Here is a 26,224-nt window from a genome sequence, read left to right as displayed (position 1 = left end):
CCCCCGGAGTGCCCCTAGGCTCCAGACCGATTTCAGCTCCTTCACACATTCTCCATCGCTCTGCCACAAGGGTGAGGTGTGTCGTGGAACGGCCAGCGTCGACCGCACCACCCTCCCGCCGCGGCGCGGGGCAGCGCGATGTCCGGCTCCTGTGGTGGGCCAACGCCGCCGACGGGATCGGCAGCCAGGCCACCGGCGCCGTACTGCCGCTGCTCCTGCTGCACCTGGGCCATCCCCCGCGGACGGTCGGGCTGATCGCGGGCGTCTCCACGGCCGTGGGGCTGCTGCTGGCGCCGCTCGTCGCGGTGCCCGCCGACCGGGGCGCCCGCAAGCGCGTCATGCTCGCCGCCTCCGCCCTGGCCGCGCTCGCCATGGGCGGCCTGGGCCTCGCCCTGTCCCTGGGCAGCCCGCCGATCGCGCTGATCCTCACCGCCGTCCTGGCCGAGCGGGTGGCCACCACCTCCTTCGACGCCGCCGCCAGGGGCACGGTCGCGCTGCTCTGCCCCGGCCCGGAACAGGGCCGGGTGGTCTCCCGGCTCGCCGCCGCCGACCAGGGCTCACTGATCGTCGGCCCGGCCCTGGGGGGCCTGCTCTACCAGCTCTCCCGGGCCCTGCCGTTCGCCGCCGACGCGCTCTCCTACGTGATCGGCGCGCTGTGCGTCCGCGCCATGCGCTCCGACCTCACCGCGCCGGGACCGGACCGCGCGGACCCGGCAGCCCCCCGCCCCGCGGACGGGAGGACGGCCCCGGGCGGGGACACGGCCTCGGGCGGGGACACGGCCGCGGAGGGGGACACGGCCGCGGAGGGGGACACGCGCCGGAGCGGCGGACCGGGCCGCTCCCGGCGGCGCGGCGGCGGCCTGCCGGGGGAGGCCGCGGCCGGGCTGCGCCTGGTGCGGGCCACCCCGCTGCTGCGCCTGGTCGTGCTCTGGTGCACCACCGTCAACCTGGTCGTGGTGATGCTCTACTACGAGGCCGTCTTCACCCTCCAGCGGGGCGGTCACGGGGGCGCGGCCCTCGGCGCCGTCCTCGCCGCCTCCGGCGCGGCCGGGCTCATCGGCGCGCTGGCCGCGCCCGGGGCCGCCGAGCGGTTCGGCGCCTCCCGGATCGTGCCCGCCGTGACCTGGCTGCTGGTCCCGCTCGCCGTCCTCCTCGCCACCGTCACCGGCGCCTGGGCGTACGGGCTGCTGTTCGCCCTGGTCTGCCTGGTGATGCCGGTCGCCTCGGTGCTCCTCCAGACGGGCGCCCTCGGCGCCACGGCGCCCGCCCTCCAGGCCCGCACCGGCGCGGTGCTGGCCACCACGACCACCGGGGCCGCCGCCCTGGCGCCGGTGCTGGCCGGGCTGCTCACCGACCGGCTGACGACCGGCGCGCCCGCCCTGGCCTGCGGCGCGGCCCTGGCGCTGCTCGCCGCGCACACCACCCGCCGCCCGGTGCGCGGCGCCCTGGCCGGGCGGGCCGGGTGAGCGGGGACTACCGGGTCTACCGGGCCGCGCTGCCGGAGGTGTCCGCGGGCGCCCCGGCCAAAATGGTGCTGACCGCCGACGCCGAGGGCCGGTGCGAGGTGTTCACCTGGGACGCCGCCACCCGCCGCGCCCGTCAGGTCACCCGGCGCCCCGGCGGCACCCTGCACGGCGCGGTGGACCGGGACGCGTGCGTCTGGTGGTTCGACGAGGACGCCCGGGGCTCGGGCCGGTGGTGGTACCAGCCGTTCGCGGGCGGCCCCGACCGGCCCGGTCTGACCGGTCTGCCGCCCGGCCTGCCGCGGGGCCTCGCGGTCGGCGACCACGGCACCGTCGTCATAGCCCTCGGCGACACCGGGGGCACCACCGTCCACTCCGGCCCCCGGGGCGGCGCGGCCCGCACCGCGCTGCGCGTCGAGGGCCCCGCCACCCTCACCGGCGCCACCCCCGACGGACGCCTCATCGCCCTCGCCGCACCCGGCGCCGTCGCCGTCCTCACCCCGGACGGGGAGGTCCGCGCCACCCTGGACTCGCCGCCCGGCGCCCGGCTGTGGCCGCTGGGCTTCGCCCCCGCGCCGGAGCCCGGCTCCCCCGCGCGGGAGGACGTCCTGCTGCTGGTGCGGGAGCGCCCGCACGGGTACCTGCTCGGCACCTGGAGCGAGCGGGCCGGGACGGCCGAGCACGAGTGGTGCCTCTTCGACACCGAGATCACCGCCGGCTGGAGCGCCGACGGCCGCACCGTCCTGGTCCGCCAGGACCGGCACGGCCGCTCCCACCTGCACCGGGCCGACCTCGCCGCCCGCACCCTGGTCCCGGTCCCCACCCCGCCCGGCACCCTCCTGGACGCCGCCGACCGCCCCGGCGGCGACCTGCACTACCTGTGGACCGACACCGCCCACCCGCCCCGGCTCCGCTCCACCCGGGGCACCGCGCTGCCCGCTTTGCCCGCCGCGGGCCCCGTCCCGGGCAGCCACCGGGACCTCTGGACACCGGGCCCGGACGGACCGGTGCACACCCTGCTGAGCCTGCCCGACGGTCCGCCGTCACCGGTGCCGGCGGTCTTCCTCGTCCACGGCGGCCCCGCCGACCACGACCGCGACGCCTACGACGGCACCGTCCACTCCCTGGTCGCCTCCGGCTTCGCGGTGGTCCGGGTCAACTACCGCGGCTCGACCGGGTACGGCCCGCGGTGGCGGCACGCCCACGGCTCCGGCGTCGGCCTCACCCAGGTCGAGGACCTCGCCTCGGTCCGGGCCGACCTGGTGGCACGGCGCCTGATCCGGGGCGACGCCACCGGGCTGTGGGGCACCTCCTGGGGCGGCTACCTCGTCCTGCTGGCCCTCGGCACCCGGCCCGGCCTGTGGCGGGCGGGGGTCGCGGTGAAGCCCGTCGCCGACACCGTGGCCGCCCACCGCACCGCCACGCCCGCCCTGCGCGCCCTGGACGAACGGCTGTTCGGCGGCACTCCCGAGCAGGTCCCGCACCGCTACGCCCGCAGCTCGCCCATCCGGTACGCCGCGGACGTCCGCGCCCCGTTGCTGGTGGCCGCCGCCGTCCACGACGCCAAGTGCCCGCCCGGCCAGATCCGCGGCTACCTGGCCGCGCTGCGCGCCGCCGGGGTCCGGCACGAGGAGCTGTGGCTCGACTCCGGCCACGACGGCTACGACGGCGGCGACCACGTCACCGTGCTGCGCCGGGCCGTGGCCTTCCTCGACCGGGAACTGCGCCGCCCCGCGCGGCACCCGTCCAGGACCCCCCGCCCCGACCGGGACGGGGAGCACCGCACCATCCCATCCGGCACCGAAGGGAGGAGATCCCATGCAGAAGGACATCATCCACAACGACCCGCTCGCGGGTGACGAGGAGAACCGGAAGCCGGGCATCGGCATCAGCATCACCGTCCCGTTCCGCAACGCCGAGGAGACGGACGAGGACTGACACCCGGACCGGCCGGTCCGGCGGAGCGCCGCCGGGCCGGCCGGTTCCCTTCCGAGGAGCCGACATGCGTGTCCTGCTGGTCAACATGCCCTGGTCGCCGATCGACCTCCCGTCCCTCGCGCTCGGAATCCTCAAACGGAGCGTGGACGAACGCGTGCCCGGCGCCGTGGCCGACGTCCTGCACGCCAATCTGGAATTCACCGACTGGATCACCGAACGCACCGAATTCACCGCCGCCGACTACGAGTACTACTCGCTCTCCTCCTATTTCCTGGGCTGCGGTGACTGGGTGTTCTCCTCCGCCCTCTACGACGATCCGCACTGGCGCGAGGAGGAGTTCGTCTCGGCCATGCGGGGCAAGCTCGGGACGGCGCGGCTGCGGATGTCGCTGGCGCTGCACGAGGCGGTGCCCGCGTTCGTCGACGAGATCGCCCGGCGCATCGTGGCGGCGGAGCCTGACGTGGTCGGCTTCACCTCCACGTTCCAGCAGAACACCGCCGCCCTCGCCGCCGCCCGGCGGATCAAGCGGCTCGCCCCGCACATCGTCACCGTCCTCGGCGGGGCCAACTGCGACGGGGCCCAGGGCGCCGCCGTGCACCGCGTCTTCCCCTTCGTCGACCACGTGGTCCGCGGCGAGGGCGAGGCGGCCTTCCCGCAGCTCCTCACCGCCCTCGCCGAGGGCACCGGAGCGGACGGGGTGCCGGGGGTGTGCCACCGCGGCCCGGACGGTGCCAGCACGGCCAACCCGATGGCCACCCGCCCGCTGCCGCCCGCCGCGATCCTGCCGCCCGACTACACCGGCTACTTCGAACGGCTGGCCGCCTCGGCGGCGCGGCACTGGGTCGAGCCCAAACTGGTCGTCGAGGGCGCGCGCGGCTGCTGGTGGGGGGAGAAGCACCACTGCACCTTCTGCGGGCTCAACGGCTCCTTCATGGAGTTCCGCTCCAAGAGCCCGGACACCTTCTACGAGGAGATCGTCGAACTGGCCCGCCGCCACCAGGTGCTGGACATGTACGTGGTCGACAACATCCTGGACATGGGCTATCTGACGACCGTCCTGCCCCGGATCATCGCCAGCGGCTACGACCTGCGGCTGCACATCGAGATCAAGGCCAACATGCGCCGCCCCCAGCTCAAGCTCCTCGCCGAGGCCGGAATGATCTACGTCCAGCCCGGCATCGAGTCGCTCAACGACCGGGTGCTCGACCTGATGGACAAGGGCGTCAGCGGCTGCCAGAACGTCCGGATGCTGCGCGACGGCGCGGAGACCGGGCTCTGCGTCACCTGGAACTACCTGCACGGCTTCCCCGGCGAGACTCCCGCGGACTACGAGCCGGTGATCGCCCAGCTCCCGGCGCTGGAGCACCTCGACCCGCCGGTCGACCTGTCGGCGCGCATCGCCATCGAGCGCTTCAGCCCCTACTTCGAGCGTCCCGAACTCGGCTTCACCGGACTGCGCCCCGAGGCGCACTACCGCTTCACCTACGACCTGCCGGAGGAGGACCTGTACGACCTCGCCTACGTCTTCGAGGCACCGGAGCGGGGCATCGGCGGGCCGACGGTGACCGCCCTCAACGACGCGCTCGGCGCCTGGAGGAAGCACCACGCCGACGCCCGGCTGACCCACGAGGACCTCGGCGACCGGATCGTCCTGGTCTCCCGGCGGCGCGCCTTCGACTGGCGCACGGCGGAGCTGACCGACCCCTTCGAACTGGCCGCCTTCCGGCTCCTGGACCAGCCGCACACCGCCGCCGCCCTGGCCCGCAAGGCGTCCCGCGCGGCGCCCGGGGCCGCCCGGGACGAGGCCGCGGTACGGCGCCTCCTGGAGTCCTGGACCGGTCTCGGCCTCGTCTTCACCGACGGCGGGCAGTACGTCCACATCGCCCCGGCCGCCGTCAACGGGGACCTGCTGCGGCTGGGCTTCTCGCACCACGCCCACCCCGAACAGGCCGCCCCGGCCGAACCCGTCCGGGTATGACCGCGTCCCGAGGAGGAGACCCCGTATGAGCGCCGTCCCGAGTCCGCCGCCCGTCCTGGCCTGGCGGGACCACGATCCGGCGGCCTGCGGGCTGCCCGGCATGTTCCTCGGCGAGGTCGACCCGTCCGGCGACCCCGGCGGCGCCGCCGAGCGCCTGTGGCGGCTGGGCGCCCGCCGGGTGAGGCTGCCCGGCACCGTGGACCTCACCGGCGAGGCCGGGCCGGAGCGGGCCGCCCGGACCGTGGCCGCGCTCAGCCTGGTGCGGGATCTGACGGCACGGGCCGTCCTGGTCGACTGGGAGCTGCGGCTCGGCCGGGCGGTGGACGCCTGGCGGGTGCTCTGCCACCTCCAGCCGCCCCGCCGCCTCGACGGCCACGACGGGCGGACGGAACCGGAAGGGGCCGAGAGGAGCGACGGCACCGCCGGGGGCGGCCCGGCCGGGGAGGCCGGGGACCCTGGGGAGGCGCTCCGGGCCTGGCGGCGGGGCCACTACCTCTGCAAGTGCCTCTGGCGGGTGGGACCCGGCTTCGTGCAGATCCGCGACCGCCGCTGGGGCGAGCTGCGGCGCTTCACCGCCGACGAACCGGAGTACCGGACGGCCATCGACCGCCTGGCGTACGGGGCGCCCGCCGGCTCCGTGCGGCCCGCGGTGCTCGACGACTTCCGGGGCGAGCGGCTCGTCCTGGACATCGGCGTCCTCTCCTGGTGGGTGCCGTACCGGGTGGACCGCTGGCTCCAGGAGTCCATGACGATCTGACCCGCGCGCCCGCCGGAGGCGCCGGGGGCGGCGGGAGCGGCGGGGCGGCCCTCAGGAGTGGCCCAGCTCCGCCGCCAACGCGTCCTCGCCCTCCGGCACCGAACCGGAGTCCGCGGCCGGGCGCAGCGGGAACGGGTCCACCCGGGTCTCGTCGATCACCGGCGGCGGGGGCTGCGGGGGCCGGGGCATGACCGCGGCCTCGGAGTGGCCGCCGCAGCCGTAGGCGAGGGAGACGACCCTGCCGTCCGCGGGGGAGAACTCGTTGGCGCAGAGGCCGAAGGCCTGGCCGAGCGAGCCGCCGATGCGGACCAGGAAGCCGCAGGAGACGCAGGGGGCGGGCGCCGCCTGGGCCATCGGGGTCCTCGGGCCGAAGGCCTCCTCCCAGCGCTCGGCGGCGGCCAGCAGGCCGTAGCGGGACAGGACGCGGGCGCGCCGCAGGCCCAGCTCCTCGGCCACCGAGGCGATGGTGCCGCGGGCCGGAGTGGTCGTCAGACCGGCCGGCGGACCCGCCGTCAGCTCGGCGTCCTCGGCCTCCACGAGGTCGGCCATCTCGTGGGAGACGGCGGAGTTCGGCGGCGGCTCGTCCTCGCCGGACCAGCCGGGCTCCAGCCGCAGGTCCTCGGCGTCGGTGGGCAGCAGATCGCCGGGGCCCATGTCCCCGGGGCGCAGCCGCTCGCTCCACGGCACCCACTCGGGGGCGAGGAGGGCGTCGGCGCCGGGCAGCAGGACCGCCTCGTCCACGGTGACGATCCGGGCGCGGGAGGCGCGGGCGACGGTGACGGCCCAGCGCCAGCCGCGGTAGCCCATCTCCTTGGAGGCGAAGTAGTGGGTGACGACACGGTCGCCCTCCGACACCATTCCCTCGTGTTCGCCGACCACTCCTGGCGCGGCGACCTCCTCGGCGGCGGCGCGGGCGAGATCGACCGCCTCGGCGCACAGGCGGTCGGGGGTGCGGCTTCGCGTTGTCGCTGCGCTCACAGGTATCGCTTCTCTCCATACGCCGTCTCACGAGTGCGCCCCTGTCCGCGAGGGGCGGACGGAGCGGACCTGTGGACCGCGTCGACGTCCGCGCCCTGTCGCCCTCGGGCGCGCCTACGTCATCCATTCTGCGGGATGACCGTAAGGCGCGCGGCCGAGAACGTTCGCCATGGCGCAGCTACGCACGCTACCTGCTCATCTGCGCTGGGCCTACACCGACGGGCTTTTCCACCGCCCCCCGCTCCCCCCGCCGGACCGCCGGACGCTCCTCCGCCCCAGGGGTGAACACCCCCCACGCCCCTGACGGAAACGGCCCCGTGGCGCCCGGGCGTGTCCCCCGGCCCCGCCGGGGGCGGCCCCGGGCAGCCCCGGGGAGCGCCCCCCGGGTCCGTCCCCCGGTGCGCCCCCGGCGCGCCCCGGCCTCCCCTGGGGGCGCCCCCGAGAGCCCCGCACCCCGCCCGGCGGGGCCCCCGGGGCGTCCGTCCGGGTCCGGGCCGCGCTAGATCGGCTCCCGGCGGGGCACTATGTCGGAGTGGCAGCCGCACGGACGGAGTTCAAGGGCGGGAGCCGGGGACGGGGTCCCGGGTGGTTCCGCGCGGTCGGCCGTGCCCTGCGGCGGCCGGTGAGCGCGACGGCGCGCGTCATCCGCCGGGCGACCCACGCGCACGGCGCCGGCGAGTCCGGCCTCGGCAAGCTGATCGAACTGCACGGGGTGAACGGCGCGGGCGACGTGATGATCACCGTCGCGCTCGCCTCCACCGTCTTCTTCTCCGTCCCCACCGACGAGGCCCGCGGCCGGGTCGCCCTCTACCTGGCCATCACCATGGCCCCGTTCACGCTCCTCGCCCCCGTCATCGGCCCGCTCCTGGACCGCGTGCCGCACGGCCGCCGCGCCGCCATGGCCACCGCGATGGGCGCCCGCGCCCTGCTCGCCCTGGTGCTGTCCGGCGCGGTCGTCACCGGCAGCCTCGGCATGTACCCGGCGGCCCTGTGCGTCCTGGTCGCCTCCAAGGCGTACGGCGTGGTCCGCAGCGCGGTCGTGCCGCGACTGCTGCCGCCCGGCTTCTCCCTGGTCAAGGCGAACTCCCGGGTCACGCTCTGCGGGCTGCTCGCCACCGGGATCGCCGCGCCCGTGGCGGCCGGGCTCCAGCAGGTGGGCCCGCGCTGGCCGCTCTACGGCGCCTTCGTGATCTTCGCGGCGGGGACCTTCCTGTCGTTCACGCTGCCGCCCAAGGTGGACTCCGCGCGGGGCGAGGGCCGGGCCCTGCTCGCCGCCGAGGAGCACCTGCTGCACGGGCCGCGGCGCGCGGAGAACAGGCGCCCCGGGCTGCGCACGGTCGGCCCGGCGGTCACCCTGGCGCTGGCCGCCAACGCCGCCATCCGCTGCCTGACCGGCTTCCTGATCTTCTTCCTCGCCTTCCTGCTGCGCGTGCACCCGATGACGGGACAGAGCGCGGCGGTCTCGCTGGGCATCGTGGGCGTGGCCGCCGGGGCCGGGAACGCCCTGGGCACGGCGGTCGGGGCGTGGCTGAGGTCGCGGGCGCCGGAGATCATCATCGTGACGGTGGTCGCGATCCTGGCCGGCGCGGCGGTGACGGCCGCCGTGTTCTTCGGCGCCGTGCTGGTGGCCTGCCTGGCCGCCGTCGCCGGTTTCGCCCAGGCCCTCGCCAAGCTGGCCCTGGACGCGCTGATCCAGCGGGACGTGCCCGAGCACGTGCGCACCTCGGCGTTCGCCCGCTCGGAGACACTGCTCCAGGTCTCCTGGGTCCTCGGCGGCGCCGTCGGCATCGCGCTGCCGCTCAACGGCACCCTGGGCCTGGCCGTCGGCGCCACCATCGTGGCCGCCGGCTGGCTGACGACCGTACGGGGGCTGATCGCGTCGGCACGGCACGGCGGCACCGCGCGGCCGAGGGTGGCGTGAGCACGGCACGCCGCCCCCAGGTGGGGAACGGGCCCCGGGCGCCGTATAGCCTTTCGCCATGACCACGTTGCCCCGCGGCGCAGCCGCTACCGGACACCGCGCTGTGCGACGCCGCCGTGCCGTCGCCACCGTCGGCGCCGTCTCCGCAGGACTGCTCCTGCTGTCCGCCTGTGACGAGCCCACCCCGGTGTCGACGATCACGGTCGGCTCCGACTCGGTGAGTTCCCAGGCCGCCTGCGGCTGGGAGGGCAAGGCCCTCTCCGACGCGCAGATCACCGCGTGCCTGAAGGACAAGGACGCCAAGACGATCACGGTCGACCCGGACGAGACCGTGCGCTTCGGCGTCGACCCGAAGATCGCGGACAAGCGCTGGACGATCCTGATGAACGGTCAGCAACTGGTCAACGACTTCAAGAAGACCTACACCACCGTTCCCGGCAGCGTCTTCTTCAACGCCCAGTACGGCGCCCAGGGCAACTCCACCAACGTCGCCATCGCCGCCCGCGACGGCAAGGCGGACAGCGAGAAGATCACCGCGGTGTGGGTGTTCAAGCTGAAGAAGGCGGACTGACCGGGTCCGCCCCCGCGCGGGGCCCCGGGGCCCCGCCCCGCGTCCTGGTGGCCACCGCGGTCCCCGCGGAGCGGGACGCGGTGGCCCGCGCGTTCCCGGGCCCGGTCACCGAGGTGATCCGCCCCGGGGCCGTGCTGCACCGGCTGCCGCACGGCTGGGACCTGCTGGCCGCCGGGGTGGGCCCCGCGCTCGCCGCCGCCTCCACGGCCGCCGCGCTGACCGCCGCGGCCCTGGGCGGCGCCTCCTACGGGCTGGTCGTCTCGGCCGGCATCGCCGGCGGCTTCGCGCCCGGGGCGCCGGTCGGCTCGCTGGTGGTCGCGGACGAGATCACCGCCGCCGACCTGGGCGCCGAGACGGCCGACGGCTTCCTGCCGGTCACCGACCTCGGCTTCGGCACCGTCACCCACCGCCCCCCGGCCGCCCTGGTGCGCGCGGTCGCCGCGGCCACCGGGGCCCGCCCCGGCACGGTACTGACCGGCTCCACGGTGACCGGCACCGCCGCCCGCGCCGACCTGCTGCGCTCCCGGCATCCGCGGGCCCTCGCGGAGGCCATGGAGGGCTTCGGCGTCGCCGAGGCCGCCGCCGCCCACGGGGTGCCCGTACTGGAACTGCGCGCGGTCTCCAACCCGGTGGGCCCGCGCGACCGCGCCGCCTGGCGGGTGGGCGACGCCCTCGCCGCCCTCACGGCGGCCTTCGCCGCGCTCGGCGGGCCGGGGGACGCCCGGGAGCCGGACGGGCCCCGAGGACCGGAGAGACGGCCGGGGAAGCCCGGGACCGTCCTGACGAGTTGGACCACACATGACCACCGGTGAAGCCCTGCGGATCGCCTACTCCCCCTGCCCGAACGACACCTTCGTCTTCGACGCCCTCGCCCACGGCCGGGTCCCCGGCGCCCCCGCCCTCGACGTGACCTTCGCGGACATCGACATCACCAACGGCATGGCCGAGCGCGGCGAGTACGACGTCCTGAAGGTCTCCTACGCCGTGCTGCCGAGGGTCCTCGGGGAGTACGCCCTGCTGCCCTGCGGCGGGGCCCTGGGCCGGGGCTGCGGGCCGCTGGTGCTGGCCCGCGAGGAGGGCGCCGACCTGCGCGGCCGCACGGTGGCGGTGCCGAGCGAGACGTCGACGGCGTACCTGCTGTTCCGGCTGTGGGCGGCGGACGCGGTGCCCGGCGGGGTGGGCGGCATCGTGGTCATGCCGTTCCACGAGATCATGCCCGCCGTGCGGGACGGCCGGGTCGACGCCGGGCTCGTCATCCACGAGGCCCGCTTCACCTACCGGGACTACGGGCTGCACCGGATCGCCGACATGGGCGAGCACTGGGAGAGCACCACCGGGCTGCCGATCCCGCTGGGCGCGATCATCGCCAAGCGGTCGCTGGGGGCCGGGGCGCTGACCCGGCTCGCGGACTCCGTCCGGGCCTCGGTCCGCGCGGCCTGGGACGACCCCGCGCTCTCGCGGCCCTATGTGATGGAGCACGCCCAGGAGATGGACCCGTCCGTCGCCGACCAGCACATCGGGCTGTACGTCAACGAGTTCACCGCCGACCTCGGCGAGGACGGCTACGCGGCCGTCCGGGACCTGCTGACCCGCGCGGCGGCCGAGGGACTCGTACCGGCCCTCGGCCCGGACGCGCTGGAATTCCCTTAGGGTCTTCCGTCTGGATCAGGCCGGACCCCGCGAGCCCGGCCTGATCCAGACGAGAGGCCCCGAAGAAAGCGCGTCCGGGCCGCGGGCGCGGAACAGCGGCTCACACGTCCAACTGGTCCGCGACCGCGCGCAGCAGACCGGCGATCTGCTTTCCCGCCGCCTTGTCGGGATAACGGCCCTTTTCCAGCATCGGGGTGATGTTTTCGAGCAGGGTCGTCAAATCCTGCACGATCGAGGCGAGTTCGTCGGGCTTCCGGCGCTGGGCCGCGGCGACCGACGGCGCCGGTTCCAGCAGCGTCAGGGAAAGCGCCTGGTCACCGCGCTGACCTGCGACGACACCGAATTCCACGCGCTGGCCGGGCTTCAGCGCCTCGACCCCGGCGGGGAGGACCGAGGAATGCACGAAGACGTCACCGCCGTCGTCGCGGGAGAGAAAGCCGAAGCCCTTCTCACTGTTGAACCACTTAACCTTGCCGGTGGGCACGTCCGTCCTCGTCCTCGTGTTCGTCGGAAAACCGCTCATGACAGCACTCGGGCGGGTCGTGGGACCCGCCGGTGTCCAGGCAAATGCTCCGGGGGCCGGTGACAAGACGTCCGCCGGTCGGTCCCCTCGGGGTGGGAACTACCCTGGTGGGGTGGCTGACAAAACCCAAGCGAATCCCTCCGGGCCCGGCGACCGGCTGGTCCGCGCCGGAGCCGTCGTCTTCTTCGTCGGCGCCGTGGCCGCCCTGATCACGGTGGCCCCGCTGCTGATGGGGACGACGCCGTTCCCGGTCTACATGTTCGGCCTGAGCATGCTGATGGGCGTCGGGTTCCTCATCGCCGGCGCGGGCGTCCTGCGGTCCGTCGCGGCGGGGCGCCGCCGGACGCGCGCGCTGACCGGAGGAGCGCCCTCGCCCACCCCGTAGCGACCCCTTCGCCCACCCCGTAGCGCCCCCTCCCCCATCCCGTGCTGCCCCGGGACCGGCCGGAGCGCCCCCGGGCCCCTCGGGGACCCTCCGTAGGGGCTCCGAGGTCTGCCCGGAGAGGGCCCTCGGGGCAGGCCAGGAGGGGCCGGGTGCGAACCCCTGGGGGCCGGCCCCGAGGGCCGGGTGCGACCCCTCCGGGTCAGCCCTGTTGGCGGCGGGCGTGCCAGAGGAGGTAGAGGGCCGTGGCGACGGCGGCGGCCCGCAGCGTCCAGGGCCAGGTCTCGGCGACCGCGTCCCGCATCGCTCCCTGCGCGACCGGATCGCCCCAGCGGCCGTCCGCGCGCCCCCAGAGCCAGACGGCGGACGCGGCGGCGACCGTGCCGGGCAGCCCCAGCACCGCCCACCGGGACTGCTCCCGGGTCAGCCGCCGCGAGCAGTAGGCGATCAGCCAGCCCAGGCCCAGCGGGACGAGCGAGCCGAGCAGCGCCCCGGCGGCCAGCAGAGCCGCCCCCGTCAGCAGCAGGGGGTTCCGCACGCCTCCGGCCGACCGGAGGCGCGGCAGCCCGAACCGCCGGGCGGACCCGCCGGGCTCGCCGCCCGCGGCCTCCGCCCCGGGGCCGTCCGGCGCCCCGCCGTCCTCGGCGTCGTCCTCGTCCGGGTCCCCGGACGGCGGCGGCCTGAGCAGTTCCGGGATCTCCACGCCGCCGACGAACCCCGGCACGCCGTCACCGGCCCCGAACGGGCCCCCGACGGTGCCGAACGGTCCCCCGGCGCCGCCGGAGGGCCCCTCCACCCGCCACCACTCCCGTCGTTCGGCGCGTTCCCCCGCCATGGCCCCCGGCCCCGCCGCCCCGGTCCCGGCGGCCCCCGGGGACGGCGCGGCGCCGCGCGGGCCCGCGTCCCGGCGCCCGGCGGAGGGCTCGTCCGCCCGCTGCACGGGCACGGCGGGCGCCGGCGTCGGGGGCGCCCCGCCCGCGGCCCCCGGCACCGCCGCTCCGGCCGCCTCCACCAGGTCGTCGGGGCTGCCCAGCCCGTCCAGGATCCGCCGCACGGCGGCGGGGCTGTCCCCGGCGGCCCCGGACCGGTGCCGGTCGATCCGCTCGCGCAGGTCCGCGACCAGCCGCATCCGGGCGGCGGACGGCAGCTGCCGCTGCTGCGCCACGTCGCCGACGCGGCTCAGATACTCGTAGACGACCTGGTCGCTCTCGATCCCCACGAACCCCTCCGGGCCGGTGCGTTGTGGTGCTCCGAGGCACGAAGGTACCGGTTCACCGCGCCGGGGCGGCCCGGCGGCACGACTGCTCGCCGCACGGGACACCGGCTAAGTTGGGCCGATGAGCACCGAGGAGAAGCCCGCGGCCCCCCGGTCCCTCGCGGAGGCGCTCCGCGGCAGGGACGACGCCTCCCTGGCCGCCCTCCTGCGCAGCCGGCCCGACCTCGTCACCCCCGTGCCCACGGACCTCACCCAGCTCGCCACCCGGGCCGGCACCCGCGCCTCGGTGGTGCGGGCGCTGGAGCGGCTGGACCGGTTCGCGCTCCAGACGGCGCAGGCGCTGGCCGTGGCCGCCGACCCGGCGCCGTACGCCGAACTGCTCGCCCTGATGGCCGGTGACGACGCCGACCCGGCCGTGACCGCCGCGCTCCCCCGGGCCCTGGCCGGGCTGCGCGAGCAGGCCCTGGTGTGGGGCGGCGACGACCGGCTGCGCCTGGTGCGCACCGCCCGGGAGCTGCTCGCCCCCTCCGCCCGCCACCCCTCGCCGACGGGGCTCGGACCCACCGTCCGGGAGGCCGCGGCGGGCATGTCTCCGGGCCGGGTGCAGGAGATCCTGGCCGCCGTCGGGCTGGCCTCGACGCACGACTCGGTGTCCGCGGTGGCCGCCCTGGCCGCCCTGTTCGCGGACCGGCGCCGGATGGCGGGGGTGCTCGCCGGACTTCCCGAGGAGTCCCGGCAGGTGCTGGACCGGCTGGTGTGGGGGCCGCCGTACGGGCAGGTCACCCATGACCCGGCGCCCCATCTGCGCCGACTGCTGGAGCGCGGGCTGCTGCTGCCGACCGCGCCGGGCACCGTCGTCCTGCCCCGCGAGGCCGCCCTGCACCTGCGCGGCGGCCGGGCGCACCGCGCGCCGGAGCCGCTGCCGCCCGCCGTGGAGGCCGCCGCGGCGCACCCGCCCCGGGTGGTGGACGCCACCGCGGCGGGCCAGGCGCTGACGGCGCTGGCCACGGTGGAGGAGCTGCTGAAGGACTGGGACGAGGGCGGTCCCACGGTGCTGCGGGCCGGCGGGCTGAGCGTGCGCGACCTCAAGCGCACCGCCGCCGCGCTGGACGTGCCCGAACCGGTGGCCGCCTTCTGGGCCGAGCTGGCGTACGCGGCGGGTCTGCTGGCCTCCGACGGCGAGGCCGACGAGCGGTACGCCGCGACCCCGGCCTACGACGAGTGGCGGGAGCTGCCGACCGCCGAGCGCTGGGCGCGGCTGGCCGGGGCCTGGCTGACGGCGACCCGGGCGCCGGGGCTGGTCGGCGGCCGGGACGCCAAGGACCGCACGCTCTCCGCGCTCGGCCCCGGCCTGGACCGCTCGGCGGCGCCCGAGGTGCGCCGGCGGGTGCTGGGCCTGCTGGCCCGGCTCCCCGAGGGTTCCGCGCCGGACGAGGGCTCGCTGCTGGCCCGGCTGGACTGGGAGCGCCCGCCGCACGGGGACCGGCGGGAGCGGGCGGACGACGATCCGCGCACCCTGCTGGCCCGGTGGACCCTGTCGGAGGCGGAGCTGCTGGGGATCACCGGGCGGGGGGCGCTGTCGGCGCCGGGACGCGCGCTGACCGGCGCGCCCGAGGCCCCCGCACCCGGCGCGGAGGGCACCGGCGCCGGGGATTCCGGCGCGGGCGACGCGGGTGCGGGCGCGTCGGGCACAGGCGCGTCGGGCGGCGGAGCGGGCGCGGGCAGTGGGGCCGGGGGCACGCGCGGTGGGGCCGGGGGCGCCGGGGGCCGGGGTTCCGCGCGGTCCGGGGCGCGCGGGCCGGTCGCCGCCGGAGCGCACCACCCGGCGCCCGCCGACGGACAGCCGCCGGAGCCCGGGGCGCCCGCGGGCCCCGGTGACAAGCTCCCCGTGCACCACCGCACGCCCCCGGTGACGGCGCCCCCGACGGCGGCCGAGCGGGCGGCCGCCGCCGTGCGCGCCGCCCGGCTGCTCGCCCCGCTGCTTCCCGAGCCGCTGGACCACGTCCTGCTCCAGGCCGACCTCACGGCGGTGGCGCCGGGCCCGCTGGAGCGGCCGCTGGCCGATGTCCTCGGGGTGCTGGCCGACGTGGAGTCCAAGGGCGGGGCCACGGTCTACCGGTTCACCCCCGGCTCCGTCCGGCGCGCCCTGGACTCCGGGCGCACCGCCGCCGACCTGCACGCCTTCCTGGCCGCCCACTCCCGTACGCCGGTCCCGCAGCCCCTCACGTACCTCATCGACGACGTGGCCCGGCGGCACGGGCGGCTGCGGGTGGGCTCCGCCTCGGCGTATGTGCGCTGCGACGACGACGCGCTGCTCAGCGAGATCCTGGCCGACAAGCGGGCGGCCCCACTGGGCCTGCGCCGCCTGGCGCCGACCGTGCTGGCCGCGCAGGCCGACCCGGGGGCGCTGCTGGAGGGGCTGCGGTCGATGGGGTTCGCGCCGGCCGCCGAGTCCGCCGCGGGCGATGTGCTGATCACCCGCGCCGACGCCCGCCGCACCCCGCCGCGCACCCCGCCGGAGCCGGTCCCGGACGGGCCGCCGGTGCCGGACGACGTCCTGCTCGCCGCCGCGGTCCGCGCCGTCCGGGCGGGCGACCTGGCGGCCACCGCGCCGCGCAAGCCCGCCGCCGACGGCTCGGGAGCCGCCACCGGGCCGGGGGAGCTGCCCCGGACCGGCGCCGCCGAGACCCTCGCGACGGTGCAGGCCGCGGTCCTGACCGGCGGGACGCTGTGGATCGGCTACGTCAACGCCGAGGGCGCCGCCAGCCAGCGGGTCATCGCGCCGGTCGGCGTGGAGGGCGGCTTCGTCACGGCGTACGACCACACGGCGGACGAGGTGCGCACCTATCCGCTGCACCGGATCACGGGCGTGGCGGAACTCGCGGACGAGGTGCCCTGACCGGGGTGGTCGAGGCGGGCCGGGCCACGGGGCCGGGCACGGGCCGGCCGGAGCGGCGAGGCCGGGGACGGGCCGGCCCGCGGGGCCGGGGACGGCAGTTCACTGCGGTCCCTCCCGGGCGCCCGGGAGGGACCCGTGCCCCTCTGGAGGCCCGGGACCGGTCCCCGGCCGGGGACCGGAACCGGCCGGAATCCCCCGCCGAGAGCCCGGAGCCGGCAAGTACGCCGCCAGGCGGCCGGGTCTGGGCCGGGCCCCGGCCGGACGGTCACGGCCGCGACGGGGCACCGGGCGGTACTCGCCCCGACCGGCCGACGCCGGAACGGGCCGACGTCCCGCCGGGAGCACGGGCCGGGCGGCCCGCACCCGGATCACGGAACGGACGGTGCGCCACCGGGAACACGAAACGGACGCGGCTCCGGCGCGGTTCCGGGCGCACGGGGTGTGGCGGGCGCGGCTCCGGGCGCACGGCACGGGCGCGGCTCCGGGGCGCGGCTCCGGGGGCACGGGGGCAGGCGCGGCTCCGGGCGCACGGAGCGTCGCGGGCTCGGCTCCGGCCGCCGTTGCGCCGTACGGGTGTACGCGCCGGTCCATGCGCGCCACGCCGCGCGGTTCCCACGCGCGGGGGAGTTCCGCCCGCTCCGCGCATCGGCGCCGCTCGGCGCGGGCAGCCACCGGACGCACCGCGTTCCGCACCCTCCGAAAGGCCGGCCCCCCATGTGCGCGCAGCTCTCCGACACCACCCGCTCCGCCGTCGCCGTCTCCGTCGCCGCCGTGGTGACCGCCGCCGCGCTGATCGGCGCCCTCGCCCCGGGCGCAACCGGCCCGCCCCCGCCCGGCCCCGCGGCCTCCGGGACACCGGGAGCCGACAAGGTCACGTTGCCGTAGCCGGACCGCGCACCCCGCGATCAGGCACACTGGACGATTGGCCGAACCGACGTCCGGCCGTCTGTGCGTGCGAAAGGTGTGCCGCCCGTGAATGGTCCGTTGATCGTCCAGTCCGACAAGACCCTGCTGCTCGAGGTCGACCACGAGCAGGCCGACGACTGCCGCCGGGTCATCGCTCCGTTCGCGGAACTGGAACGGGCGCCGGAGCACATCCACACCTATCGCGTCACCCCGCTCGGCCTGTGGAACGCGCGGGCTGCCGGGCACGACGCCGAGCAGGTCGTGGACGCGCTGGTGCAGTACAGCCGCTATCCGGTGCCGCACGCGCTGCTCGTGGACATCGCGGAGACGATGGACCGCTACGGCAGGCTGACCCTCAGCAAGCACCCGGCGCACGGGCTGGTGCTGACCACCACCGACCGCCCGGTGCTGGAGGAGGTGCTGAAGTCGAAGCGGATCGCCCCGCTGGTCGGCGCCCGGATCGACGCCGACACGGTGGCGGTGCACCCCTCCGAGCGCGGGCAGATCAAGCAGACCCTGCTGAAGCTGGGCTGGCCCGCGGAGGACCTCGCCGGGTACGTCGACGGGGAGGCGCACCCGATCGAGCTGGCCGAGGACGGCTGGGCGCTGCGCCCGTACCAGAAGCAGGCCGTGGAGAACTTCTGGCACGGCGGCAGCGGGGTGGTCGTCCTGCCCTGCGGCGCGGGCAAGACCCTGGTCGGCGCCGGTTCGATGGCGCAGGCCCGGTCGACGACGCTGATCCTGGTCACCAACACCGTCTCCGCCCGGCAGTGGAAGCACGAGCTGGTGCGGCGCACCTCGCTCACCGAGGACGAGATCGGCGAGTACAGCGGGACGAAGAAGGAGATCCGCCCGGTCACCATCGCCACGTACCAGGTGCTCACGACCCGGCGGAAGGGCGTCTACCCGCACCTGGAGCTGTTCGACTCCCGCGACTGGGGGCTGATCATCTACGACGAGGTGCACCTGCTCCCCGCGCCGGTCTTCAAGTTCACCGCCGACCTCCAGGCGCGGCGGCGGCTCGGCCTGACGGCGACCCTGGTGCGCGAGGACGGGCGGGAGTCGGACGTCTTCTCGCTCATCGGGCCGAAGCGGTTCGACGCGCCGTGGAAGGAGATCGAGGCGCAGGGCTACATCGCGCCCGCCGACTGCGTCGAGGTCCGGGTCAACCTCACCGAGCCCGAGCGGCTGGCCTACGCCACCGCCGAGCCGGAGGAGAAGTACCGGTTCTGCGCGACGACCGCCACCAAGCGGAGGGTGACCGAGGCGATCGTGCGGCGCTTCGCCGGGCAGCAGATCCTCGTCATCGGGCAGTACATCGACCAGCTCGACGAGCTGGGCGAGCACCTGGGCGCGCCGGTGATCAAGGGGGAGACGACCAACGCCCAGCGGGAGAAGCTCTTCGACGCCTTCCGGCGCGGGGAGATCGGGGTGCTCGTGGTCTCCAAGGTCGCGAACTTCTCGATCGACCTGCCGGAGGCGACGGTCGCCATCCAGGTCTCGGGCACCTTCGGCTCCCGGCAGGAGGAGGCCCAGCGGCTCGGCCGGGTGCTGCGGCCCAAGGCCGACGGCCACCAGGCGCACTTCTACTCGGTCGTCGCCCGCGACACCATCGACCAGGACTTCGCCGCCCACCGCCAGCGCTTCCTGGCGGAACAGGGCTACGCCTACCGGATCATGGACGCGGACGAACTCCTGACCGAAGGCTGAGGGCTCCGGCTCCGGCTCCGGCTCCGGCTCCGGCTCCGGCTCCGGCTCCGGCAAGGAGCCCCGCACACGGCGGGGCCGCGGGCCTGCGGTACGCGAGGCCGAGCGCCCGGACGGGCGCCGCCGGGCGGGCGTCGGCACCGGCACCGGCACCGGCACCACCCGGTGCGCGGCGCGCGCGGGGCCGGACGCCGGACGCCCGACGCCGGGGTGACCGTGCGCGCGGGGCGGCAGAGCGACCGTGCACACCGGACGGGACGGCACCGGCGGTGCGCGGAACGGGGCGGTGGTGCGCCGGGGCAGTGGTGCGCCGGGACGGCGGTATCCGGAACGGGGCGGTACGCCGGGACGTCGGTGCGTCCGGGACGGTCGGCGGTACGGCGGAGGGTGACGGCGAAGGGCCGGGTCAGCGGCGGCGGACGCCGGCCTCCTCGCCGTACTCCCCGAGGAGGACCACGTCGAAGGCGGCGCCCACGAGCACCTTGGCGGCCCGCAAGGCATCGCCGAGGCGGTGCCGGTGGCTGCCGGTCACGGGCGTGGCACCGGCCGGTCGGGCCGGGGCCGGGACGGGGGAGACGGTTGCTGCGCTCATGCCTCCATGGTGATATTCCGGGCATGCGTCCGGCATCGGTCCGCAGACCGAAATCCACCCGCCCCCGCGTACGCCCCCGGACGGACCAGGGCCCCCTCCCCGGCGTCCCTGTCCCCTAGGGTCTTTCGTTTGGATCGGGCCGGATCAGGGAGCGGGATCTGGTGCCGTGCATCGCAAGGCGGAGGAGGGAGTCAGGGCGGAGCCCTGGCGACCGACGACAACGCGGCGAGGTGCGGTGCCGGGGCCCGCGAGCCCGGCCTGATCCAAACGAGAGGCCCTAAGGGACACCTGGGGGAGGAAGGGGGGGTGGGAGAGGAACGGGCGGAGAGGCGGGGCCCGGGCCTGCGGAGCGGAGTCCGCCAGGACGGGGGCTCCGGGCAGGGCGGGCCGACCCGGACGGCGGCGGCACGGTCCTGCGGCTACGGCACGGGCGGCTACGGCACGGCACCGGGCGGCGGGCCCCGGAGCCGCATGACTGGCGCGCGGGTTCCGGCGCGAGAGAACGGGGCAGCCCCTGGGGCCACGGCGGGGCCCCGAGGAGGCGGCGCGGCACCGTCCCCGGGCCGGGATGCGCGGCGCGGCACCGTCCCCGGGCCGGGATGCGCGGCGCGCCGCACGTGCCGGGGCCGGGGGCGGGCTGGGGCGGGCGGTGTCCCGCCGGGTCTGCGGGCACCCCCGGCCGGCACCCGCCGCCTCCCCGCCCGCCCCGGGAAAACCCGTTGGCGTCCGCCGACCGCCGTCGCCTAGAATCCCGCTCTTCCCCGCCTCCTCCACGGAGTGCCTCCGTCCGGACGGAAACCGGCCGGTTCCCGCGCGACACCGGGCCGCCGCAGCGCGTGCCGCCCCCGCGCCGTCCACCCCGCAGGCCGTCCGAAGGAGCCCCCTTGTCCACGCCCGTGCCCCCGCCCGCCCCCGACGACCCGCTGGCCCGGGAGCGCGCCCACCTCGTCTCCTCCCGGTCCGCGCTGCGCGCGATGCGGGAGGACGCCGAGGCCCTGGACATCGCCGACGTCACCGCGAACTGGGTCAACGCCGCCGTGCTGCAACGCCAGATCGAGGACCGCGTCAAGGCGCTCGCCGACCTCAGCGGCACCCCGCTGTTCTTCGGCCGCCTCGACTACCTGCACGCGCCGGGCGCGGAGGCGGCCGAGGGTGCCGGGGGCGAGCGCTTCTACATCGGGCGGCGCCATGTGCACGACTCAGCGGGCGACCCGATGGTGATCGACTGGCGGGCACCCGTGTCGCAGCCGTTCTACCGGGCGTCCGCCAAGGACCCGATGGACATCGGGCTCCGCCGCCGCTTCGGCTACACCGGCGGCGACCTCACGGCGTACGAGGACGAGCGCCTGTCCGACCCGGCGGAGGCAGCGGCCACCAGCAAACTGCTCCAGCGGGAGATCGAGCGGCCGCGCGTGGGCCCGATGCGGGACATCGTGGCGACGATCCAGCCCGAGCAGGACGAGATCGTGCGCGCCGGACTCTCCGGGAGCGTCTGCGTCCAGGGCGGCCCGGGGACCGGGAAGACCGCCGTGGGCCTGCACCGGGTCGCCTACCTCCTCTACGCCCACCGCGAGCGGCTGGCCCGCACCGGCACGCTGGTCGTCGGCCCGAACCGCTCCTTCCTGCACTACATCGAGCAGGTGCTGCCCGCGCTGGGCGAGCTGACGGTGCGGCAGGCCACCGTGGACGACCTGGTCGCCCACGTCGAGGTGCGCGGCACCGACGACCCCGCGACCGCCGCGGTCAAGGGCGACGCCCGGATGGCCCTGGTGCTGCGCCGGGCCCTGTACGCGGGGATCACACCGCCCGCCGAGCCGGTCGTGGTGGTGCGCGGCTCGCGGCACTGGCGGCTGCCCGCGCACGAGGTGGCGGAGATCGTCGGCGGGCTGCTGGAGCGCGACATCCGCTACGGCGCCGCCCGCGAGGCCCTCCCGCAGCGGATCGCGCACGCCGTGCTGGTGCGGATGGAGCGGGCGGGCGAGGCCCCGGACGACCGGGTGCAGGACGCGGTGGCCCGCAACACCGCCGTGAAGGCGGCGGTGAAGACCGTCTGGCCGCAGGCCGACCCGGCGAAGCTGGTGCACCGGCTGCTCTCCGACCCGGACCACCTGGCGGAGCACGCCGAGGGCGTGTTCGACGCCGACGAGCAGAAGGCGCTGCTGTGGGCGCGGCCCGCCCGGTCGGTGCGGTCGGCCCGCTGGTCGCCCGCCGACGCGGTGCTGATCGACGAGGCCGCCGACCTGATCGAGCGCACCCCCTCCCTCGGCCATGTGGTCCTCGACGAGGCGCAGGACCTCTCCCCCATGCAGTACCGCGCGGTGGGGCGGCGCTGCACCACCGGTTCCGCGACCGTGCTGGGCGACCTGGCGCAGGGCACCACGCCGTGGGCGACCCGGAGCTGGGCGGAGGCGCTGGCCCACCTGGGCAAGGCCGACGCGGTGGTGGAGGAGCTGACCGCCGGGTTCCGGGTGCCGACGGACGTGATCGCCTATGCCTCCCGGCTGCTGCCGCACATCGCGCCGGGGCTGGCTCCGGTGGAGTCGGTGCGGGAGAACCCGGGGTTCTTCGAGGTCCGCGCGGCCACCGGGACGGACGACGTGACCGGTGCCTGCCGGGAGCTGCTGGCCCGGGAGGGCTCGGTCGGCCTGATCGCCGCCGACGCGCGCGTGCCGGAGCTGGCCGGGGCGCTCGCCGCGGCGGGCCTGGCGCCCCTGGCCCCCGGTGAGGAGACCACCCGCGAGTCCCGGCTGACCCTGGTCCCGGCGTCCCTGGCCAAGGGCCTGGAGTACGACTACGTCGTCCTGGACGAGCCGGGCGCGGTGGTCGACGGCGAACCCGACGAGCGCACGGGCCTGCGCCGCCTCTACGTCTGCCTCACCCGCGCCGTCTCGGGTCTGATCGTCACCCACGCGGCGGCCCTGCCGGCCCAACTGGGCTGAGCGGCACGGAGTCGGGCGGTCCGGACGTCCTCCCCGCCCGGACGCCCCGTGCCCGCCCGGGGCCGGTCCGGGTCCGGTCCGCCGGGCGCCGGGGGACGGGCACCGTGGGACGGTCCCGCAGAGCCGTCCCGGACCGCCCGTGGGCACCGGGGCGGGTGTCCCGGGCCGCGCTGCGGGCCGGGTCCGTCCGGTGCGGGCCGACCCGGTGGACGCCGCCGCACCGCCGCTCCCGGCGGCCGTCCGCGCACGGGGCACCGGACACACCCCGCCCAGGCCGGGTCCGTCCGGGCACACCCGTGCCGCCGCTCGCGCGCTCCCGTGGGCGCGACGGTGCTCCCGAGGCCCCGGTGGACGATCGGCCCACCTGTACGGAACCCCGACAGCCCCCGTGGCGCCCCGGAGGTCGTGCCCCGCCGCGCCCCGCCCGCCTCCGCGCCCACGCGGAGCGCGCGGAGCACGCACCAGTGGCCGGGCGAGGGCCCGGAAGTCCGGGCAGGGGTGGCGGAACCCCACCCCGGGCGGCCCGGCCGTACGAACCGCGGCCACGACCGTCACGAGGGCCCGGTCGCGGCCACGAGCGTCAGCGCGGCCTCAACGGCACCCGGTCGTCACGGCCTCCACGGCCGCCCGCGCCCCGTCGGACACGGCCCCGCACCGGACGACGGGCGCCCACGGCCGCCGGGCGGCGCGTGCTCGCCCTGCCCGGTCCGCCCGGGGTCTCCGGGGGACGGCGCGTCGGTGGGGAGGCACCGGGCACGCCGCCCGGTGCCTCCCCACCGGGGGTCACTTCGCGTCCAGCACGGCCCGCCACTGGGCGACCGACTCCGCCGACACCGGGCCGTCCCAGCCCTCCGGACGGGCCGCGCCGCCGATGTGGAAACCGTCGATGCCGGCCTCCAGCAGCGTGGGCACGTGGTCCAGGCGCAGGCCGCCGCCGACGAGGAGCTGCTGCTCGTAGCCGTGCTCGCCGTGCCGCTCCGCCTCGGCGATCAGGGTGGCCAGTCCCTCGTCGACGCCGTCGGCGGCACCGGCCGTCAGATAGGTGTCCAGGCCGGGGAAGTCCGCGAGCCGCTTGCGCAGGGCGTCGCGGTCGGCGGCCCGGTCGATGGCGCGGTGGAAGGTCCACCGGCAGCCGTCCAGGGCCCCGGCGACACGCTCCACGGCGTCGACGTCCAGATCGCCGTCGGCGCCGAGGAAGCCGAGCACGAACTGGGTGGCCCCGGCGGTCTCCCGCAGCTCCCCGGCCAGCTCCGCGAGCCGGTCGACGTCACCGGCGGCGAAGCCGTCGGCGAGCCGCAGCATCACCCGGAGGTCGATGTCGACGGCGGCGCGGATCGCGGCGACGGTCCCGGTCGACGGGGTGAGACCGTCCGCGGCCATGTCGGTGACCAGTTCGAGGCGGTCGGCGCCTCCGGCCTGGGCGGCGACCGCGTCCTCGACGTCGAGGGCGATCACCTCCAGGACTGCTCGCTTGCTCATGGGACCCCATTCGTCGGCTTCGTGGGCTGCTATAGGTCTAGTCCAATCAAAGACTAAACCCCGACAGGCCCCGTAGGGGCCCCCTCGGAAACCGCGCAGCCCCCGTTTCCCACCGCCTCCGTCGTCCTTCGGCCACCCTCCCGGGCACCGCGCCGCCGCCCCCGCCGACGGCCGGGCACGGGACCGGGACACACCGGACGCGGAACCGGGGCACACCGGACCCGCTTCCGCCCCTCGCCCGCCCCTCGCCCGACCGTCACCCGGACCTCGTCCGGCCGTCGCCCGGCCCCGTCCGGACCGTGGCCGATCCGTGTGCCGGTCCGGCCCGGCCACCGCGCCCGCGCCGCGCACCCGGCCCCGCCGCACCACGCGGCACCCGCACCGCACCGCACCCGCGCCCGGCACGCACCCGCACCCGCACCCGCGCCGGGCCCGTGCCTCACCAGCCGAAGAGGCTCAGCTCCTCCGCCGTCGCCCCCGCCAGCTCGTAGCCGGAGGGCGCCGTCGCGCGTCCGCCGTAGAGGCGGACCAGGACCGGGGCCGGGCCGATGTAGCGGGCCGGGGTCCGGTCGCCCGGGGCGGCGCCGAGGCGCAGCGGGGCGTCCGTGTCGTCGAGGTCGGCGTGCAGCGGGAGATGGTCCTGGACGCGGGTGACCTGGGCGAGCAGCGGGAGGGCGTGGACCAGCCCCGCGCCCGCGTACGCCCCCGGCACCCCGAAGGTCTCGCGCAGATCACCGGCGTGCACCCACTCCCCCAGCGCGAGCAGGTCCAGCACCCCGTCCGCCCGCGCGATCAGGGGACCGACCCCGGTCATCCCGCGCTCCAACTCGTCGAGGACGCGCGGGACGTCCCAGCCGGCCCGCTCGGCGATGTCCCGTTCGTTGGACTCCGCCGTGAACACGCCCTTCTCCAGCCGCCCCTCCAGGACCCGGGTGAACGCCGCCGCGCAGTGCGCCAGCAGGTCCCGCGCCGTCCAGCCGGGGCACGCCGCCACCGGCAGCGCGAGGTCGTCCGCGGAGCGGGAGCGCAACAGGGGGAGCAGTTCGTCCCGTTCGGCCTCCAGGAGCCGTCCGGGGAGGGCGGGATCGCGTACGTCGTGCACATCAGCGGGAGTCGTCATGCGGCCACGGTAGGGGCGGGGGGCGCCCCGCGCGGGGAGGTCCCGCGCTCCCGCCCCGTCACGGACGCGCGGACCGGAGGGGGCGCCGGACCGGAGGACGCCGCTCCGGCGCGGGACGGGGGACGCCGGACCCGAGGAACGCCGGACCCGAGAGGCGCGGGCCCGAGGAACCCGGGGCCCGGGGCACCGGCCGCGGCACCGCCGGGATCGGGGCCGTCCGGAACCGGCACCTCCGGGCCCCCGGCCACCGGGCCCCGCACCCTCGGAACCCGCACCGCCGGAGGGACCGGTCCCCCCGGCGGCCGGTCCCCCCGGCGGCCGGTCCCCCCGGCGGCCGGTCCCCCCGGCGGACGAGCCCCCGGCGGACGGCCCCGCCCGAGCCGCGCGTCCGCCGGAGCCGCACGTCCGCCGGAGGCCCCCGCCGGGATGTGCGGGCGTCCCCCGGGCGCCAGAATGGGCCCATGACCGACGCCGACGCCCTGCGGGGGCGGTTCGTCAGGGTGCTGGACGCCGTGCGGGGGCCCGGGGCGGGACCCGCGGCCGAGCCGTACGCCGAGGACCTGCTGCGACGATGGGGCGAACCGCAGCGGCGCTACCACACGACCGCGCACCTGACCGCCGTCCTCGACCACGTGGACGCCCTCGCCGAGTACGCCGCGGACCCCGACACCGTACGGCTGGCCGCCTGGTTCCACGACGCCGTGTACCGGCCGGAGCTGTCCGGGAACGAGGAGCGCTCGGCGCGGCTCGCCCGGCGGGCGCTGACCGAGGCCGGGGCGGGGGCGGGGCGGACCGCCGAGGTGGCCCGGCTGGTGCTGCTCACCGCCACTCACGACCCGGCCGGCGACGACCGCGACGGACAGGTGCTGTGCGACGCGGACCTGGCCGTTCTGGGTTCGCCGCCCTCGGCGTACGCCGCGTACACGGCGGCCGTCCGCGAGGAGTACCACTTCGTGCCCCCCGACGCCTTCCGCGCCGGGCGGTCCGACGTCCTGCGCCGCCTCCTCGCCCTGCCCCGGCTGTTCCACACCCCCCGGGGCCGGGACGCCTGGGAGGCCACCGCCCGCTACAACCTCGCCGCCGAACTGGAAATCCTCTCGCCCGGGGACGCGTCCGCCCCGTAGCCTCCCGGCCATGGTGACGACGGGGCGGGACACGGACGGAGCCGCGGGGCACGGCGCGGGCGGGGACCCGGCCCGCAGCAG

Annotated in this window: 20 protein-coding genes; 14 read left to right on the top strand and 6 right to left on the bottom strand. The window is 77.1% G+C overall.

Going from position 1 to position 26,224, the window contains the following annotated elements:
- The first annotated feature begins 83 nt into the window (after positions 1–83).
- From GTY84_RS00390 to GTY84_RS00375, 4 genes are all read left to right on the top strand, one after another.
- On the top strand, positions 84–1,466 hold the full coding sequence (locus GTY84_RS00390; protein WP_161223968.1) for an MFS transporter: 1,383 nt from the start codon (positions 84–86) through the stop codon (positions 1,464–1,466).
- Between the two features lie 62 nt (positions 1,467–1,528).
- Positions 1,529–3,322, top strand: a complete 1,794-nt coding sequence (locus tag GTY84_RS00385; RefSeq protein WP_161224052.1) for an alpha/beta fold hydrolase — start codon at positions 1,529–1,531, stop codon at positions 3,320–3,322.
- A 143-nt stretch (positions 3,323–3,465) separates the two neighbouring features.
- Complete coding sequence (locus GTY84_RS00380; RefSeq protein ID WP_161223967.1) at positions 3,466–5,379, top strand: RiPP maturation radical SAM C-methyltransferase; 1,914 nt, start codon at positions 3,466–3,468, stop codon at positions 5,377–5,379.
- A 25-nt stretch (positions 5,380–5,404) separates the two neighbouring features.
- On the top strand, positions 5,405–6,136 hold the full coding sequence (locus tag GTY84_RS00375) for a DUF5825 family protein (RefSeq protein WP_161223966.1): 732 nt from the start codon (positions 5,405–5,407) through the stop codon (positions 6,134–6,136).
- A gap of 51 nt (positions 6,137–6,187) precedes the next feature.
- On the opposite strand, the gene GTY84_RS00370 is transcribed toward GTY84_RS00375, so the two are convergent.
- Positions 6,188–7,114 carry a DUF3027 domain-containing protein gene (locus tag GTY84_RS00370; protein WP_161223965.1) on the bottom strand — a complete coding sequence of 309 codons (927 nt, stop codon included), beginning with the start codon at positions 7,112–7,114 and terminating at the stop codon, positions 6,188–6,190.
- Between the two features lie 532 nt (positions 7,115–7,646).
- On the opposite strand from GTY84_RS00370, the gene GTY84_RS00365 reads away from it, so the two are divergent.
- The 4 genes from GTY84_RS00365 to GTY84_RS00350 are packed head-to-tail and all read left to right on the top strand — an operon-like array spanning position 7,647 to position 11,256.
- On the top strand, positions 7,647–9,035 hold the full coding sequence (locus tag GTY84_RS00365; protein ID WP_161223964.1) for an MFS transporter: 1,389 nt from the start codon (positions 7,647–7,649) through the stop codon (positions 9,033–9,035).
- A gap of 58 nt (positions 9,036–9,093) precedes the next feature.
- Positions 9,094–9,606 (top strand): DUF2771 domain-containing protein, encoded by a 513-nt coding sequence (locus tag GTY84_RS00360; protein WP_202548912.1) that lies wholly within the window; start codon positions 9,094–9,096, stop codon positions 9,604–9,606.
- 47 nt (positions 9,607–9,653) lie between these two features.
- Entirely contained in the window at positions 9,654–10,418 is a 765-nt protein-coding gene (locus GTY84_RS00355) for a futalosine hydrolase (protein WP_345943293.1), read from the top strand.
- Complete coding sequence (locus GTY84_RS00350) at positions 10,405–11,256, top strand: 1,4-dihydroxy-6-naphthoate synthase (RefSeq protein WP_161223962.1); 852 nt, start codon at positions 10,405–10,407, stop codon at positions 11,254–11,256. Before GTY84_RS00355 ends, GTY84_RS00350 begins: the two co-directional genes overlap by 14 nt.
- Before the next feature lie 100 nt (positions 11,257–11,356).
- Here the strand turns inward: GTY84_RS00350 and GTY84_RS00345 are convergent, their stop codons facing one another.
- Complete coding sequence (locus GTY84_RS00345) at positions 11,357–11,740, bottom strand: cold-shock protein (RefSeq protein WP_161223961.1); 384 nt, start codon at positions 11,738–11,740, stop codon at positions 11,357–11,359.
- A 151-nt stretch (positions 11,741–11,891) separates the two neighbouring features.
- Between GTY84_RS00345 and GTY84_RS00340 the strand changes: the two genes are divergently transcribed.
- Entirely contained in the window at positions 11,892–12,164 is a 273-nt protein-coding gene (locus GTY84_RS00340) for a hypothetical protein (protein ID WP_161223960.1), read from the top strand.
- A gap of 199 nt (positions 12,165–12,363) precedes the next feature.
- On the opposite strand, the gene GTY84_RS00335 is transcribed toward GTY84_RS00340, so the two are convergent.
- Positions 12,364–13,380 carry a hypothetical protein gene (locus GTY84_RS00335; protein WP_161223959.1) on the bottom strand — a complete coding sequence of 339 codons (1,017 nt, stop codon included), beginning with the start codon at positions 13,378–13,380 and terminating at the stop codon, positions 12,364–12,366.
- 118 nt (positions 13,381–13,498) lie between these two features.
- Here GTY84_RS00335 and GTY84_RS00330 point away from each other — a divergent pair, with 118 nt between their 5' ends.
- The 3 genes from GTY84_RS00330 to GTY84_RS00320 all read left to right on the top strand — a co-directional run bounded on the left by GTY84_RS00330 (position 13,499) and on the right by GTY84_RS00320 (position 18,892).
- Entirely contained in the window at positions 13,499–16,276 is a 2,778-nt protein-coding gene (locus GTY84_RS00330; protein ID WP_161223958.1) for a helicase C-terminal domain-containing protein, read from the top strand.
- A gap of 714 nt (positions 16,277–16,990) precedes the next feature.
- Entirely contained in the window at positions 16,991–17,161 is a 171-nt protein-coding gene (locus tag GTY84_RS00325; RefSeq protein WP_161223957.1) for a hypothetical protein, read from the top strand.
- A gap of 87 nt (positions 17,162–17,248) precedes the next feature.
- The gene (locus tag GTY84_RS00320) at positions 17,249–18,892 is read left to right on the top strand and encodes a DNA repair helicase XPB (protein WP_161223956.1); all 1,644 of its coding nucleotides are present in this window, start codon (positions 17,249–17,251) and stop codon (positions 18,890–18,892) included.
- A 403-nt stretch (positions 18,893–19,295) separates the two neighbouring features.
- Here GTY84_RS00320 and GTY84_RS00315 read toward each other — a convergent pair whose 3' ends face one another.
- Positions 19,296–19,481, bottom strand: a complete 186-nt coding sequence (locus GTY84_RS00315) for a hypothetical protein (RefSeq protein ID WP_161223955.1) — start codon at positions 19,479–19,481, stop codon at positions 19,296–19,298.
- A gap of 884 nt (positions 19,482–20,365) precedes the next feature.
- On the opposite strand from GTY84_RS00315, the gene GTY84_RS00310 reads away from it, so the two are divergent.
- The gene (locus GTY84_RS00310; RefSeq protein ID WP_161223954.1) at positions 20,366–22,420 is read left to right on the top strand and encodes an AAA family ATPase; all 2,055 of its coding nucleotides are present in this window, start codon (positions 20,366–20,368) and stop codon (positions 22,418–22,420) included.
- A gap of 783 nt (positions 22,421–23,203) precedes the next feature.
- Here GTY84_RS00310 and GTY84_RS00305 read toward each other — a convergent pair.
- Complete coding sequence (locus tag GTY84_RS00305) at positions 23,204–23,899, bottom strand: copper homeostasis protein CutC (protein WP_161223953.1); 696 nt, start codon at positions 23,897–23,899, stop codon at positions 23,204–23,206.
- Between the two features lie 439 nt (positions 23,900–24,338).
- Positions 24,339–25,019 carry a maleylpyruvate isomerase family mycothiol-dependent enzyme gene (locus tag GTY84_RS00300; protein WP_161223952.1) on the bottom strand — a complete coding sequence of 227 codons (681 nt, stop codon included), beginning with the start codon at positions 25,017–25,019 and terminating at the stop codon, positions 24,339–24,341.
- A gap of 461 nt (positions 25,020–25,480) precedes the next feature.
- On the opposite strand from GTY84_RS00300, the gene GTY84_RS00295 reads away from it, so the two are divergent.
- A complete protein-coding gene (locus GTY84_RS00295; protein ID WP_161223951.1) occupies positions 25,481–26,143 on the top strand; it encodes a hypothetical protein in 663 nt (220 codons plus the stop codon).
- Positions 26,144–26,224: the final 81 nt, after the last annotated feature.

This window comes from Streptomyces sp. SID8352 (genome assembly GCF_009862265.1).
Lineage (GTDB): Bacteria > Actinomycetota > Actinomycetes > Streptomycetales > Streptomycetaceae > Streptomyces.
The sequence above is the reverse complement of the archived record's forward strand: the minus strand, read 5'-3'. Positions and strand labels throughout refer to the sequence as shown.